Origin of the sequence: Caulobacter sp. ErkDOM-E, assembly GCF_048541895.1 — a bacterium.
GTDB lineage: Bacteria > Pseudomonadota > Alphaproteobacteria > Caulobacterales > Caulobacteraceae > Caulobacter.
Genome location: NZ_CP183331.1, coordinates 2,163,652 through 2,178,591, shown reverse-complemented (window position 1 = coordinate 2,178,591; position 14,940 = coordinate 2,163,652). Strand labels below are relative to the sequence as shown.

Annotated in this window: 9 protein-coding genes; 2 read left to right on the top strand and 7 right to left on the bottom strand. The window is 66.2% G+C overall.

Going from position 1 to position 14,940, the window contains the following annotated elements; all coding sequences use genetic code 11:
• The first annotated feature begins 53 nt into the window (after positions 1–53).
• Positions 54–1,235, top strand: coding sequence for an NAD(P)/FAD-dependent oxidoreductase (locus ACN2C7_RS10645; protein ID WP_419316902.1), 1,182 nt, complete (start codon positions 54–56; stop codon positions 1,233–1,235).
• Between the two features lie 144 nt (positions 1,236–1,379).
• Here ACN2C7_RS10645 and ACN2C7_RS10640 read toward each other — a convergent pair whose 3' ends face one another.
• Together ACN2C7_RS10640 and ACN2C7_RS10635 are read right to left on the bottom strand one after the other, a co-directional pair.
• Entirely contained in the window at positions 1,380–3,674 is a 2,295-nt protein-coding gene (locus ACN2C7_RS10640; RefSeq protein ID WP_419316901.1) for a DEAD/DEAH box helicase, read from the bottom strand.
• Between the two features lie 294 nt (positions 3,675–3,968).
• The gene (locus tag ACN2C7_RS10635) at positions 3,969–4,394 is read right to left on the bottom strand and encodes a hypothetical protein (RefSeq protein ID WP_419316900.1); all 426 of its coding nucleotides are present in this window, start codon (positions 4,392–4,394) and stop codon (positions 3,969–3,971) included.
• 190 nt (positions 4,395–4,584) lie between these two features.
• On the opposite strand from ACN2C7_RS10635, the gene ACN2C7_RS10630 reads away from it, so the two are divergent.
• On the top strand, positions 4,585–5,004 hold the full coding sequence (locus ACN2C7_RS10630) for a VOC family protein (RefSeq protein WP_419316898.1): 420 nt from the start codon (positions 4,585–4,587) through the stop codon (positions 5,002–5,004).
• 688 nt (positions 5,005–5,692) lie between these two features.
• Here the strand turns inward: ACN2C7_RS10630 and parE are convergent.
• The 5 genes from parE to glnA all read right to left on the bottom strand — a co-directional run bounded on the left by parE (position 5,693) and on the right by glnA (position 14,914).
• Positions 5,693–7,786: a DNA topoisomerase IV subunit B gene (parE, locus tag ACN2C7_RS10625; RefSeq protein ID WP_419316897.1), complete on the bottom strand. Its 2,094-nt coding sequence runs from the start codon at positions 7,784–7,786 to the stop codon at positions 5,693–5,695.
• Between the two features lie 139 nt (positions 7,787–7,925).
• On the bottom strand, positions 7,926–9,278 hold the full coding sequence (locus ACN2C7_RS10620) for an amidohydrolase family protein (protein ID WP_419316896.1): 1,353 nt from the start codon (positions 9,276–9,278) through the stop codon (positions 7,926–7,928).
• Positions 9,278–10,747 carry an amidohydrolase gene (locus tag ACN2C7_RS10615; RefSeq protein ID WP_419316895.1) on the bottom strand — a complete coding sequence of 490 codons (1,470 nt, stop codon included), beginning with the start codon at positions 10,745–10,747 and terminating at the stop codon, positions 9,278–9,280. The genes ACN2C7_RS10620 and ACN2C7_RS10615 overlap by 1 nt, the downstream gene beginning before the upstream one ends.
• A gap of 270 nt (positions 10,748–11,017) precedes the next feature.
• Positions 11,018–13,201 (bottom strand): TonB-dependent receptor, encoded by a 2,184-nt coding sequence (locus ACN2C7_RS10610; RefSeq protein ID WP_419316893.1) that lies wholly within the window; start codon positions 13,199–13,201, stop codon positions 11,018–11,020.
• Between the two features lie 303 nt (positions 13,202–13,504).
• A complete protein-coding gene (gene glnA, locus ACN2C7_RS10605; RefSeq protein ID WP_419316892.1) occupies positions 13,505–14,914 on the bottom strand; it encodes a type I glutamate--ammonia ligase in 1,410 nt (469 codons plus the stop codon).
• Positions 14,915–14,940 lie beyond the last annotated feature (26 nt).

Sequence of the window (14,940 nt, the reverse complement as noted above, 5' to 3'; positions counted from 1 at the left end):
ACACCGTCTCGCGGCCCTTAACGCCGCTTGCCTTGTTTGCCGGAAAGATAGCCTTGGAACAGTTCGATGTCTTGGTGATCGGAGCCGGCGCTGCCGGCATGATGTGCGCGATCGAGGCGGGCAAGCGCGGCCGCTCGGTGCTGGTGGTCGATCATGCCAAGGCCCCGGGCGAGAAGATCCGCATCAGCGGCGGCGGACGGTGCAACTTCACCAACATCCACGCTACGGCGGCCAATTTCCTGTCGGCTAATCCCAAGTTCTGCGTTTCGGCCCTGCGCCGCTATCGGCCGCGCGACTTCATCGCCCTGGTCGACAAATACGCTATCGCCTATTACGAGAAGACGCTGGGCCAGCTGTTCTGCGACGGCTCGGCCATGCAGATCATCACCATGCTGCTGACCGAGATGAAGGCCGCGCGCTGCGAACTGAGGCTGGAAACCGGCGTCGACCGGATCGCCAAGGTCGAGAGCGGCTTCGAGTTGGCCCTGTCCAGCGGCGCCAATGTGCGCTGCCAGTCTCTGGTGGTGGCCTGCGGCGGCAAGTCGATCCCCAAGATGGGCGCGACGGGTCTGGGCTATGAGATCGCCAAACAGTTCGGGGTGGGCGTTGTCGAGACTCGCCCGGCGCTGGTGCCCCTGACCTTCGAGGTCAAGACGCTGGAACGTCTGGTCCCGCTGTCGGGCGTGGCGCTGGACGCCGTTGTCGCCCACGGCAAGACGAAGTTCCAGGAAGGCATGCTGTTCACCCACCGGGGCCTGTCGGGGCCCTCGATCCTGCAGATCTCGTCCTATTGGCGTGAGGGCGACGAGATCCGGGTCGACATGGCGCCGGGCATCGACGCCCTGGCCGCCCTGAAGGCGGCGCGCACCGCCACGCCGCGCCGGGCGGTCTCGACCGTGATGGCCACCCTGTTGCCGCAGCGCGTGGCCCAGATCGTCTCCGACGACGAGGGCGCGCAAGGCAATATCGCCGACTGTTCGGACAAGGTGCTGGGTCGTCTGGCTGCAGCGGTCAATGCCTGGACCTTCAAGCCGGTCGGCTCGGAAGGCTACCGCACGGCGGAAGTCACCCTGGGCGGGGTCGACACCAATGACCTGGACTCGCGCACGCTGCAGGCCAAGGAGGTTCCGGGCCTCTATTTCATCGGCGAGGTGGTGGATGTCACCGGCTGGCTGGGCGGCTTCAATTTCCAGTGGGCCTGGGCGTCGGGCTGGAGCGCCGGGCAGGCGGTCTAGCGACAGAAGCGCAAGTCCTCCCCCTGAAGGGGGAGGCGGCCCGAAAGGGCCGGAGGGGGTAGTCGGCCATGCGCCAACAGAACTTCCCCCTCCGTCCGCTCCGCGGACACCTCCCCCGCTAGGGGGAGGATTTTCAATCCATAACTACTTCTTCTTGAAGGGCTTGCCCGCCGGCTTGCCGCCGTCGAAGCCCTTGGCCTTGAAGGGCTTGGGGCCCTTAAACGGCTTGGCGGGACCCTCGCCGCGCGGCTTGGGCGTATAGGTGGTCTGCGGACCCGAAGCCTTTTCGCCGAACGCCTTGGGCGCGCCAAACGCCTTGGGCGCTGCGCCCGCGCGGGGCTTGAAGTCGCGCTTGGGACCGTCATCGCGGCCTTCGGTGCGCGGCTTGTAGGCGCGCTTGGCGCCGCCTTCGGAATCGGTCGGCGAGTAGGGACGCGGAGCATCGTCACGCGGCGCGCGCGGCTTGAAGTCGCGCGGAGCATCGTCGCGCTTGAACTCGGTGCGCGGCTTGAAGTCACGCGGCGCGGCGTTGTCGCGGTCGCGAGGCGGGCGAGCCTTGTAGTCGCCCTTGGGCTCTTCGCCCTTGCCGTACGGCTTGGCGTTGCTGAAGCCGTCGTCGCCATAGGTCGAGGGACGCGGGGTGTGGTCGCGCGAGCCCGGCGCATTGGCGCGCGGGGCGCGGGGAGCGTCGTCGCGGGGGGGGCGCGGCTTGTACTCACGCGGCGCGTCGTCGTCGCGGGGCGGACGCGGCGCATATTCCTTGCGCGGACCGCTGTCGCGCGCGGCCGGAGCCGCCGTCGGGGTGATGGCGACGTCGTCACGGACGGTGGCCTGAACCGCCGCGCCGAACTTTACCGCCGCTTCGGCCGAGATCTCGAACTTGGTGTCGTAGTCGAAGATCCGGATCGAACCGATGTCCTTCTTGGTCACATGGCCCAGGCGGCAGATCAGCGGGATCAGCCACTTGGGGTCGGCGTTGTTGCGACGGCCGGTGTTGAGGCGGAACCATTCGGCGCCGTTCATGTCGCTGCGCGGCTCGCGCTCGGGGCGGTCACCGCCGAAGTCGCGTTGTTCGCCGCCAAATTCACGCGGCTCGCGGCTGCGCGGGCCCGGATCGGCGCCGTGGCGCGGGTCGTCATAGATTTCTTCGGGGGCCGGCAGCTTGGCGCGGCGGGTGCGGATCAGGGCCGAGGCCAGTTCCAGCGGCGTGCGCTTTTCCAGCATCACTTCGGCCAGGGCCGCGTCTTCCTCGGTCGAGACCTCAGAGAAGATCGGATCGTCCAGCAGGCGCTCGGTGTCCTTGACGCGGATCTCGTCGGCGGTCGGGGCGCCGCCCCAATGGCCTTCGACGCCGGCGGCCATCAGCAGTTGCTCGGCCTTGCGACGACGGGTGTAGGGCACGACCAGGGCGCTGACGCCCTTCTTGCCGGCCCGGCCGGTGCGGCCCGAACGGTGCAGCAGGGTGGCCTTGTTGACCGGCAGCTCGGCGTGGATGACCAGGCCAAGGTCGGGCAGGTCGAGACCGCGCGCGGCGACGTCGGTGGCGACGCAGACGCGGGCATGGCCGTCGCGCAGGGCTTGCAGGGCGTCGGCGCGTTCACGTTGCGACAGCTCGCCCGACAGGCCGACCACGGCGAAGCCGCGCTCGCGCAGCTTGGAGTGCATGGCGCGGACGCTTTCGCGGGTGTTGCAGAACACCAGGGCGCCGGGGCTTTCGAAATAGCGCAGCAGGTTGACGATCGCGTGCTCGATCTCGTTGGGCGCGACCCGCACGGCGCGATACTCGATATCGCGGTGCGGTTCGTTGCGGCCGACGGTGTCGATGCGCAGGGCGTCGTTCTGATAGCTTTTGGCCAGCTGCACGATCTCGCGCGCCAGGGTGGCCGAGAACAGCAGGGTGCGGCGCTCGGCCGGGGCGGCGTCGAGGATGAATTCCAGGTCTTCGCGGAAGCCCATGTCGAGCATCTCGTCGGCCTCGTCGAGGACGGCGACCTTCAGCTCAGACAGGTCCAGGTGGCCGCGCTCGATGTGGTCGCGCAGACGGCCGGGGGTGCCGACCACGATGTGGGCGCCCCAGTTCAGGGCACGCTGCTCGCGGCGCGCATCCATGCCGCCCACGCAGTTGACGACCACGGCGCCGGCGTCGGCGTACAGCCACGTCAGCTCGCGATTGACCTGGATGGCCAGTTCGCGGGTCGGGGCGATGACCAGGCACATCGGCGGGCCGGCCTTGGAGAACTTTTCGGCGTCGCCCAGCAGGGTGGTGGCGGCGGCCAGGCCAAAGGCCACGGTCTTGCCCGAGCCGGTCTGGGCGCTGACCAGCAGGTCGCGGCCGACGGCTTCTTCTTCCAGCACGGCGGCCTGGACGGGGGTGGGCTCAGCATAACCCTGAGCAGCTAGTGCCCGCTCAAGAGCGGGGTGGGAGGCGGGGAAGGGCATATAGGTCCAATTCGGTTCAAGCGGACGGCACACACACACGTGCGGCCCGCGCCACGACCAAATACGACCCCCAAATGGACCGTGTTCTTGGTCTTATCTCGTGAAATATAGACCCTTTTGGCCGCCTTGCCGATGAGGCGCGGGCGAAAAGGGGTCTGCGGGCCGCTTTAGGAGGCTAAATTGGTCGGGATTGCAAGGGCGCCCCGGAAATTCCCACCGTGTGCGGCGGATTCGCCGCAGGGGCGAGGGCAGGGCGCGAGCGCGGAACCGAGCCGCCCCGCGCCCTTTCGACGTCTATTCTGCGGCGCTGACGCCGTGCGAACGCGGCTTGGCCAGTTCACGGCAGACCACGGCCGAGAAGGTCGCCAGCAGGCCCAGGACCATCAGGAACAGCATTTCAGCCAACCCCGGCGCCAGCACCGTCAGCGACGGAACGACCGGGCTGTTGGCGATCCCGACGGCGCCGGCCAGCAGGGTGAACAGGGCGGCCGCACCCGCCAGCAGCGGCGCGCCCTTGGCCAGGGCCGACAGGGCGGCCGGACGTCGGATGACCAGCAAAACAGGCGCGGCGACGAAGGCGGCCGCCAGCAGCAGGATGATCAACTGCACCGGCGCGGCGGCGTTTCCGAACACGTCGCCCACGGTCAGGCGGTCGGCGGCGAGGGCGGGCGTGGCGAGCAGCAGCGGCGCGGCGGCGGCTGATAGGGTCATGAGGCGCATGAGGGTCTCCAGTGGATTACGAATGTAAGATTCTCAGAGAATTACGCCAGTAAATTCGAGAGTCAACAGCGGAGCCTTGATGAGGGGCGCGGCGAATAATTCTGGCCTGACTGTCGGTTTGTTGGAAACCTGCTCGTCCTAGTCGCGGGGGCGGCGCGGACAGCCGGCCTGTTTCAGCAAGGAGTTCGACATGACCGACATGACCGCCGAACAGCGCGGCCCGACCACCGGCCTGGCGCCCTATATCTGCGTTGGCGGCGAAGGCGCGGCCGCCGCCATCGATTTCTACAAGGCGGCCTTCGGCGCCCAGGAAATGGGTCGCATTCCCGCCCAGGACGGCAAGCGGGTGATGCACTGCGCCCTGACGATCAACGGCGATTCCCTGATGCTGTCCGACGGCTTTCCCGAGTTTGGCCATCCCGCCCAGACGCCGGCGGCGCTGACCCTGCACCTTCAGGTCGATGACGCCGACGCCTGGTTCGACCGCGCCGTCGCCGCGGGCTGCGTGGCGACCAAGCCGGTCGAGGTGCAGTTCTGGGGCGACCGCTATGGTCTGCTGCGCGATCCGTTCGGGTTCACCTGGTCGATTGGCGCGACGCCGAAGGGGTGAGGCGAGGGTGGCCGACGCCGCAGGCCCCCTCCTGACCGCTATCGCGGTCGTCCTCCCCCTTTCAGGGGGAAGATGAAGCGCGGCGACCTCATCTTCCCCCTCCGGGGGAAGACGGCTGCGAAGCAGCCCGTAGGGGGCAAGTGCGGGGATAAGCTGCGCGCTATCCCCTGGGCTTTCGGGAAAAAGCTCCGCCTGATCAGCGCCCTGCAAATAGAACGAGCGCGCCCATCAGACGCGCTCAAACTTCCCGCATAATCATCCCACCTCGTCGCGAGGAAAGGGCGCAAGGCCAGCGACCATTGCGGCGGCGGGGGGTGATCGAGCGGGATTGGGGTCGAGGGGGATACTCGACCGGTCCGGGGATCCCGGCGTTGCGGGACCCGCCCGCCGTCGGCGTGGATGAGGGCAGACGGGTGTGTTCATTAGTCATTAGCTTGGCTCGCCCGCCTCGACCGCCGGTTCCTCGCGGAAACGCGGGAGACCGGCTCCCGGTAAGGCCTGAACAGGGCCACCTGACGGGACGCTGATGGAAAACGGCCACGCGGAGCGGACGGCTTCGTCGAAACGGTATTTGCTACTCACTCATCCGGACGTGGTCCGGACGCTCCGCGACCCTTTCCATCAACTCGGCGGTTCCCGCGCGAGGTCGCGAAGCCGTAGCTGCTCCCCCTCTGGGGGAGGATCGAGATCAGACGTCCAGATCCGCCACCGCGAACTCGGCGTTCTCCTGGATGAACCGGAACCGCAGCTCGGGCTTGCGGCCCATCAGGGTCTCGACCAGCGACTCTACCGCTTCTTCCGAACGCGGCAGCGTCACCCGCGCCAGGGTGCGGACGGCGGGGTCCATGGTGGTTTCCTTCAGCTGGGCGGCCATCATCTCGCCCAGGCCCTTGAAGCGGCCGATCTCGGGCTTCTTGCCCTTGAACATCGTGGCCAGCAGCTCGTCCTTGTGGGCGTCGTCGCGGGCATAGGCGCTCTTGCCGCCGTGGCTGATGCGGTACAGCGGCGGCAGGGCCAGGAACAGGTGCCCGCCCCGGATCAGCTCGGGCATGGTGCGGTAGAAGAAGGTGATCAGCAGCGAGGCGATGTGGGCGCCGTCAACGTCAGCGTCGGTCATGATGATGATCCGCTCGTAGCGCAGATCTTCCTCGCGATACTTGTTGCCGCCCTGGGCGCCCAGGGCCAGCATCAGGTCCGACAGCTCCTTGTTGGCGCTCATCTTCTCGCCGGTGGCCGAGGCGACATTGAGGATCTTGCCGCGCAGGGGCAGGATCGCCTGGTTCTTGCGGTTGCGGGCCTGTTTGGCCGAGCCGCCGGCGCTGTCGCCTTCGACGATGAACAGTTCCGCGCCATCGACCGCGCCGCCGGCGCAGTCGGCCAGCTTGCCGGGCAGGCGCAGCTTGCGGGTCGCCGAGGCGCGGGAGACTTCCTTGTCCTTGCGGCGCTTGAGGCGTTCCTCGGCGCGCTCGACCACGAAGTCGAGCAGGGCCTGGGCACTCTTGGGCGAGGCGGTCAGCCAGTGGTCGAACGGGTCGCGCAGCGCCGCTTCCACGAAGCGCTGGGCTTCGGAGGAGGACAGTTTTTCCTTGGTCTGGCCCTGGAATTCCGGGTTGCGGATGAACACCGAGATCAGGGCGCCGGCCTGGGCGATGACGTCGTCGGCGGTGATGATCGCCGCCCGCTTCTCGCCCTTGAGTTCGGCGTAAGCCTTGAGGCCCCGGGTCAGGGCGGCGCGCAGGCCGCTCTCATGGGTGCCGCCTTCGGGGGTGGGCACGGTGTTGCAGTAGGACTGCATGAAGCCGTCATGCTCGCCGAAACCACGCGGGGTCCAGGCGATGGCCCATTCGACCGCGCCGGCCTCGCCCTGGCGCTCGATGCGGCCGGCGAAGCTTTCGGGGGTGACGGTTTCCAGGCCCTTGGTGCGCTCGGCCAGGAAGTCGGCCAGGCCATTGGGGAAGTGGAAGACGGCCTCGGCGGGGGTCTGATCCTGAATGCGCTCGGCGGCGCAGGACCATTTGATCTGCACGCCGCGGAACAGATAGGCCTTGGAGCGGGCCATGCGGTACAGGCGCGCCGGCTTGAAATTGGTGCCCTCGCCGAAGATCTCGTCGTCGGGCTTGAAGCGCACCATGGTGCCGCGCTTCTTGCTGGGACCGATCTTTTCGACCGGACCCAGCGGCTTGCCGCGCGAAAAGGTCTGCAGGTGCTCGAACCCGTCACGCCAGACGGTGACCTCGACCAGCTCCGACAGGGCGTTGACGACGCTGGCGCCGACGCCGTGCAGGCCGCCGGAGGTCTCATAGGCCTTGCCGCTGAACTTACCGCCGGCGTGCAGGACGGTCATGATGACCTCCAGCGCCGACTTGCCGGGGTGCTTGGGGTGCGGGTCGACCGGCATGCCCCGGCCGTCGTCCTTGACCGACAGGAAGCCGTCGGCGTCGAGCTTGACCTCGATGGTCTTGGCGAAGCCGGCCACGGCCTCGTCCATCGAGTTGTCCAGCACTTCGGCGAACAGATGGTGCAGGGCCCGCTCGTCGGTGCCGCCGATGTACATGCCGGGCCGCTTGCGCACCGGCTCCAGGCCTTCCAGCACCTCGATGTCGCTGGCGGTATAGCCGCTCGAGGAAAGAGCCGACGCCGGGCTGGCCGATGGCGGCGGCGGCGCAGCAGCGCGAGCAGGGGCCTCGACATGAGGCTCCCGGGCCGGCAGCGGCGCGGCGGGTGGCGGCGCCAGGGCGTCGTCGAACAGGGAAAGCGGGGGCAGGTCGTCTTTGGCGGACATTACGGGAACATGCGTCGATTCTGTGGAAGCCCCGTATGGGCTTCCAGGAGTCCGGTGAAAAGAGGCGTGTCGTCGCGGGTGGCGAAATCGTTGGGGAGGGAAGTCCTCCCCCGTTTCAGGGGGAGGACCCTTACAGTCCCTAGCGGTAAGCCACCGGCAGGCCGTTGTCGGGCGCCGCATAGCGGTCGCGCAGCTGGGTCTGGCGGCTGTCCTTCGGCTGCTCGACGCCGGCGATGAACACCTTGTCGGCCCAGCTGGTGGTTTCCAGAGGATCACCGGTCCACAGGACGATGTCGGCGGCCTTGCCAACTTCGAGCGAGCCGATCTTGCCGTCCATGCCCCAGATCTTCGCGGGGTTCAGCGTCACCGAGGCCAGGCCTGCCGCATAGGGCAGGCCGTTAGCCACGGCTAGGCCGGCGTTGAGGCGTTCCTGACGCAGGTTGTTGAAGTCCCGCGCGCCGTTGATCGCCACCATGACGCCGGCGGCATTTAGCCGGGCGGCGTTGTCGAGGCGTGAGCCCAGGGTCTCGAAGCTGTCGGGCAGGTCGGCCTGGGTGTCGACGATCACGGGCACGCCGGCCTTGGCGATCTCGGCCGCCACGACCCAGCCTTCCTCGGCGCCTTCCAGGATGATCTTGATCTTCTCCTCGGCCGCCAGCTTGAGCGCCAGGCGGATGTCGGAAGCGCGGTGGACGCGGACCAGCAGCGGGGTCTTGCCCTGCACGACCGGGACCAGGGCCTGGAGGTCCAGACGCGAGAGGCCGTAGTCGCGGGTCGCGCCCTGTTCGAAGGCGGCGCGGTTGCGGGCGAAGGCGCGGGCGTCTTCCAGGGCCGACTTGATCAGCACGATCACGGCGCCGCGCGAACCGCCGGCCGCGCGGGCCCCGGATTCGCCCAGCGAGACCGTGACGGCCAGCCTGGAGGCCTCAACAACATCCGGATCGCCGGCCTGCAGGCGGACGAACGCCGCCTGGCCGCCGAACAGGGGCGGATCGCCCGAACCGGAAGCGCCGGCCGTCATCTCCTCCACGACACCGTCGTCGGCATGCTCGTGAGCGCCGCCGCCGGTTCCCGACAGCACGGGGGTCACGGCCGAGGCGGTAACGCCGCCGTCGCGGGCCAGGCCGATCATCGGCGAGGCCGGATTGACGCTGTAGGCGATGTCGAAGGCCGCCGACAGCGCCGTGCCGGTGCCGTCGTCGCGGGTCTCCTTGACGCCGCCGATCTCGGAGGCGGTCAGGTTGGACGACGGCGCGATCAGGCCGGGGGTAACAACCCCGCCCTTGGCGTCAATGACGGTCGCCCCGGCTGGAGCGGTGACGCCCGCGCCCAGAGCGACGATCTTGCCGTCACGCAGGACGATTGTGCCCGAGGCGATGGCTGGTCCGCTGATCGGCTCAAGCCGGGCGTTGGTGATGGCGATGGTCTGGGCCGTGGCCGGGGCGGCCAGGGCCGCGAAGGCGGCGCCTGTAAGGAGGAAGGACCGGATCATCAGTTGAACGCTCCCTGGCCGGTTTGGCCAAGCTCGAAGTCGGACTTGGGCTGGTAGCGGGGATCATGACGATCATAGGTCAGGGCGCCGTCGACATAGACCTTCTCGGCCAGGGCATAGACGCTGAACGGATCGCGGCTCCACAGCACCAGGTCGGCGGCCTTGCCGGGCTCGATCGCGCCGGTCTTGTCACCGATGCCCATGGCCTTGGCCGGATTGGCGGTGATCCACTTGATCGCCTCGGCGCGCGTGATGCCGTAGCCCAGACGGTTGCCGGCCGTCATGGCGAGGGCCGCTTCCTGATTCAGGCGCTGGGTCATGATCGGATCGTCGGAGTGGATGACGACGCAGGCGCCGGCCTTCCAGAGGATGGCGGCGTTGGAATCGATGCCGTCCAGGCTTTCCATCTTGAAGCCGGTCCACGACGCCCAGGTGGCCGAGCAGATGTCTTCCTTGGCCAGCAGAGCGCCCACCTTGTAGGACTCGATGGCGTGGTGGAACATCGTGATCTTGTAGCCAAACTCCCTGGCGATATCGATCATCACCGCCATTTCGTCGCCGCGATAGCAGTGGTTCTGGACCAGGATCTCGCCCTTCAGAACGCCAGCCAGGGTCTCGAGCTTCAGGTCGCGCTTGGGCGGATCAGCCTTCTCGCCCTTTTCCTTCTTGCCGCGATAGTCGTCCCATTTGCGGGCGTAGTCGGCGGCGTCGATCCAGGCCGCGCGGAAGCCGGCCACGTTGCCCATCGCTGTCGCCGGCGCGCGGCTCTTGCTGCCGTACACGCGCTTGGGGTTCTCGCCGCAGGCCATTTTCAGGCCATAGGGAGCGCCGGGAAATTTCATGCCCTGCATGGTGGTCGAGGGCACGTTTTTCAGCGTCACCGAGCGACCGCCAAACAGGTTGGCCGAGCCGGGAAGGATCTGCAGCGTGGTCACGCCGCCGGCCCGCGCCCGGTTGAAGCCGGGATCTTGAGGCCAGACAGAGTGCTCGGACCAGACCTGTGAGGTATTGGGATCGGTCGCTTCGTTGCCATCCGACCTGGCCTGGACGCCAGGCGAGGGATAGACGCCCAGGTGGCTGTGGGCGTCGATGATGCCGGGAGTCAGCCATTTGCCCTTGGCGTCGATGACCGCGACATCGGCCGGGATCGGCGTTTCAGGGCCACCGACCGAGATGATCTTGCCGCCGGAGACGAACACGACGCCGTTCTCGATCTGCTGGCCGGTCGCCGTCAGCACCGTCGCGCCGACGATCGCCGTGGCCCGCGAGGGCAGGGGCATGTAGGTCGATGGGAAGCCCGAGGAGGTCGAGCCGTCCAGCCCCTTGGGCAACGGCTTGTTCTCGACTTTTTCGGCCGGCTTGGCCGTCGTTCCGCCGGGCTTGGCGCCGGCTCCGCTCGTGGTCGCGCAGGCCGAAAGACCCAGCGCGAGCAAGCTTACGGCCGCAGCCGTGTGACGCCATCCCATCATGAAAAACCCCGACTCTCGAACAGGCGGGCAGGACAGACGAAAAATCTATCCCAATCAAGAGAGGTGGCGCCCCGTATCGCCGGAACTGCGAAAATTGTCTGTCGTCGGACGCGGGCCGCGTCATCAGGCGTTGGGTTCGATGAACATGACGGGCTTTGGGCAGCGCTGCGGGACCGTGCCCGTCGTCTGTGTCGATCGTCTCAAGGCCTGACCATGGAAAAGGGCCGCGGATTGCTCCGCGGCCCTGGTCGTTCCCAATGAAGGGTTCGACTACATCTTCACGTTCAGCGACACGCCGATGACGCGCGGTTCGTTGACGAAGGCGGTGTTGTTATTGAAGTCGATCGCGCCTTTGAGGTTGTCCTCGTCGGTGATGTTGCGGGCAAACACCGCAGCTTCCCACGCGCCGTCCAGCTTGGCGTAGCCGAGCTTCAGGCCGCCTTCGAAGTCGCCCTTGCTGTAGAACTCCTTGGATTCATAGAGGAAGAAGTTCGTCATGCCCTGCACCTTCCAGTCGGTGTAGGCAAACAGCTCACCATCGGCGCCGAAGGGCACGCTGTAGCGGGCCGTGACGTCAAAGGTGTATTCCGGAGCGTTAGGGAAGGGGTTGCCGTTGATCAGGGCCTGACCCTTCGCGTTCAGCGGATCGGTGACCGTGCACTGCGCGCACGTGGCCGTCGCCAAGGTCGAGTCCTTGATTTCCGTCTTGGCGTAGCTGTAGCCAGCCGTCAGGACGAGGTTTTCGGTGACGACAAATTCGCCGTCCAGTTCGATGCCGTAAGCCTCGCCCTTCTTGGCGTTGATCAGGCGGTTGGAGTTGGAGCCACCGCCGACGGCGCTGAATTGCGGATCATCGATCGTGTAGGTGAACAGCGCGCCGTTCAGACGGACGCGGCGGTCCATCAGTTCGCTCTTCAGGCCGACTTCATAGGACATGATGGTTTCAGACTGGGCGACCGAGGCCGGCGAGAAGAAGGCGATGTCGCGGCCCTGGATCGACGGACCGCGGAAGCCCGAGGCGACCTTGCCGTAGACGCTGACATTCTCTGCGACGTCGTAAAACGCGCTGAGGTCCCAGCTGACCTTCTCGTCGGAGACCGACACCGGCGCGACGGGATTGGGGCCAGAAATGACCCGCATGTCCTTTTCATCGCTGGTGTAGCGCAGGCCGCCAGTCAGGGTGAAGGCTTCGGTGACATCATATGAGGCCTGGCCGAACACGGCCCACGACTTGTTGTTCTGCTCCAGCGTGGTCGCAGGGGCAAAGCCCGGATCCGTGCGGATCTGATAGCTGGAGTCGAAGTAGAAGCCGCCGACCTGCCAGCTCAGCGGGCCATCGGTGTCGCTGGCCAGGCGCAGTTCCTGAGTGATCTGGTCCAGCTGCTTGATGCCATCGGTGCTTTCCGAGGGGAACGGGATGAAGCCCGGGCCCGTCAGATTGCCGCCGTCGATATCGCCACGGCTTGAACCATGGGTCTCTTCGTAGGCGGTGATCGAGGTCAGGGTGACGTCACCGAAGTCGTAGCCGATGTTGGCCGAAGTGCCCCAGCCCTTGTACTTCTGGGGGTTGCCCGCGCCGGCGTCGAAATAGACCGTCTTGCGGTCATAGTTGGCGTTGAGCTTGTTGGAGCCCTTGGTCAGGACGTTGGCGCGGAACGTGGCCGACGTGCCGTCGAGGTCGCGGCCATGAACGTTGAACAGGGCCGAGAACGCCTCGGTCGGCGTGAACAGCACCTGCAGGCGCGCCGCCTTTTCGTCGAAGCCGCCCAGGGCGTCCTTCTTCTTCGTGAAGGCGTTGTTGATGTAGTTGTCGCGATGCTGGACCAGCACCGAAGCGCGCGCCGCCACCTTGCCGGGAATCAGCGCGCCACCGAAGCCGCCGTCGAGGGTCAGGGTGTTGAAGCTGCCGTAAGAGACCGCCGCGCGGGCCTTGGTGTCTTCACTCGGCTTGATGGAGCCAAACTTGACGATGCCGGCCGTGGTGTTGCGACCAAACAGCGTGCCTTGGGGGCCGCGCAGGACTTCGACTTGCTCGATGTCGTAAATCGGCGAGCTCTTCAGCACCACATTTTCCAGCACCACGTCGTCCTGGATGATCGAGACCGGCTGCGAGGCGGCCAGGTCGAAATCAGCGTTGCCCAGACCGCGGATGTAGAAACGCGGTGCGGCGCGGCCGTTGGAGGATTCAGCGTACAGGCCTGGAGCCTTGGCCGAGAGGGCCAGGATGTCGTCGCCAGCGGCGAAGGTCGACTGCAGGCGCTCGCCAGCAAGGGCGGTTACCGAAACCGGCACGTCCTGCAGGTTTTCGCTGCGCTTCTGGGCGGTGACGATCACTTCGCCGACTTGGGTTTCCTGAGCCAGTACGGCCGGGGCGGTGGCGATGGCCATGCTGAGTGCGGCGAGGCCGCAAGACAGGCGCAGGGCGCGGCGAAAGAGGTGGCTGGAGGTGTGCATGGAGAGATCCTGTGCTGACCAAGCTTGATGACGCCGACTCTGTCGGTGGGCGTTCACGTCGCTTCCGTTTGCGCTGCGTTAAGCCCAGTTGACGCTCCAGCGATATCGTTCGCTACGGGATTTCGCCCACTTCGGACGGATTGCGTCGGTTCTGTTGCGGAGTTGCGACAATTTTGTTCAGCCGGCGCCCCTAAGTAATAAATCATTCCCAGGTTTGCGGCGCAGATGGCGTCATCAGGCCCAAAAGAAAAGGGCCGGAGATTTCTCTCCGGCCCGGATTCCCAGTCCTAAACTCAGTTTAGCCTAGCACTTGTAGTACATGTCGAATTCAACAGGGTGCGGGTGCAGTTGCAGACGCATCACTTCTTCCATCTTCAACTCGATGTAGCTGTCGATGAAGTCGTCATCCATGACGCCGCCGGCCTTCAGGAAGGCGCGGTCCTTGTCGAGGTTCTCGAGAGCTTCACGGAGCGAACCGCAGACTTCCGGGATCTTCTTCTGCTCGCGCGGGGGCAGGTCGTAGAGGTTCTTGTCGGCGGGCGCGCCCGGATCGATCTTGTTGTTGATGCCGTCCAGGCCGGCCATCAGCAGCGCGACGAAGGTCAGATAGGGGTTGCCCATCGGGTCGGGGAAGCGGGCTTCCAGACGCTTGGCCTTCGGCGAGTCGACGTGCGGGATACGGATCGAGGCCGAGCGGTTACGGGCCGAATAGGCCAGTTTCACCGGGGCTTCGTAGCCGGGCACCAGGCGCTTGTACGAGTTCGTCGTCGAGTTCGAGAACGCGTTGATCGCCTTGGCGTGCTTGATGATGCCGCCGATGTACCACAGGCACATGTCCGACAGGCCGGCGTACTTGTCGCCTGCGAACAGCGGCTTGCCGTCCTGCCAGATCGACTGGTGCACGTGCATGCCCGAGCCGTTGTCGCCAAACATCGGCTTGGCCATGAAGGTCGCCGTCTTGCCGTAGGCGTGCGCCACGTTGTGGATCACGTACTTGTAGAGCTGCATACGGTCGGCCATCACGACCATGGTGTCGAACTTCAGGCCAAGCTCGTGCTGCGCGGGCGCCACTTCGTGGTGGTGCTTTTCCGGCTTCATGCCCAGCTCGCCCATGACGGCCAGCATTTCGCCGCGCAGATCTTGAGCGGAGTCGATCGGGTTGACCGGGAAATAGCCGCCCTTCGGACCCGGGCGGTGACCCATGTTGCCTTCGGCGTAGGTCTTGGCCGAGTTGCCCGGCAGTTCGACGGAGTCGAACGAATAGCCGGTGCTGTTGGGCTGGGTGTCCCACTTCACGTCGTCGAAGATGAAGAACTCGGCTTCAGGGCCGAAGAACACGTTGTCGCCGATACCCGAAGCCTTGACGTAGTTCAGGGCCGCCTTGGCGATCGAACGGGGGTCGCGGTTGTAGGGAGTGCCGGTGTCGGGGTTCACCACATCGCAGAACAGCGCCAGGGTCGTCTGCTGATAGAACGGGTCGATGATGGCGGTCGTCAGGTCGGGACGCAGCTTCATGTCCGACTCGTTGATGGCCTTCCAGCCGGCGATCGACGAGCCGTCGAACATGGTGCCGTCGTTGAGGAAGTCGTCATCGACCAGATCGATGTCGAACGTGACGTGCTGCATCTTGCCGCGAACGTCGGTGAAGCGAACGTCAACGTATTTGACGTCCTTTTCCTTGATCAGGTTCAGGATTTCCTTGGCGGTGCTCATTCCGTATCCCCTTCTTGAGCCTCGTA

Coding starts and splice junctions, on each gene's coding strand:
- ACN2C7_RS10635 (WP_419316900.1), bottom strand. CDS start 4,394: ATGCGCCTCATGACCCTATCAGCCGCCGCCGCGCCGCTGCTGCTCGCC.
- ACN2C7_RS10630 (WP_419316898.1), top strand. CDS start 4,585: ATGACCGACATGACCGCCGAACAGCGCGGCCCGACCACCGGCCTGGCG.
- ACN2C7_RS10610 (WP_419316893.1), bottom strand. CDS start 13,201: ATGCACACCTCCAGCCACCTCTTTCGCCGCGCCCTGCGCCTGTCTTGC.
- glnA (WP_419316892.1), bottom strand. CDS start 14,914: ATGAGCACCGCCAAGGAAATCCTGAACCTGATCAAGGAAAAGGACGTC.
- ACN2C7_RS10640 (WP_419316901.1), bottom strand. CDS start 3,674: ATGCCCTTCCCCGCCTCCCACCCCGCTCTTGAGCGGGCACTAGCTGCT.
- parE (WP_419316897.1), bottom strand. CDS start 7,786: ATGTCCGCCAAAGACGACCTGCCCCCGCTTTCCCTGTTCGACGACGCC.
- ACN2C7_RS10615 (WP_419316895.1), bottom strand. CDS start 10,747: ATGATGGGATGGCGTCACACGGCTGCGGCCGTAAGCTTGCTCGCGCTG.
- ACN2C7_RS10620 (WP_419316896.1), bottom strand. CDS start 9,278: ATGATCCGGTCCTTCCTCCTTACAGGCGCCGCCTTCGCGGCCCTGGCC.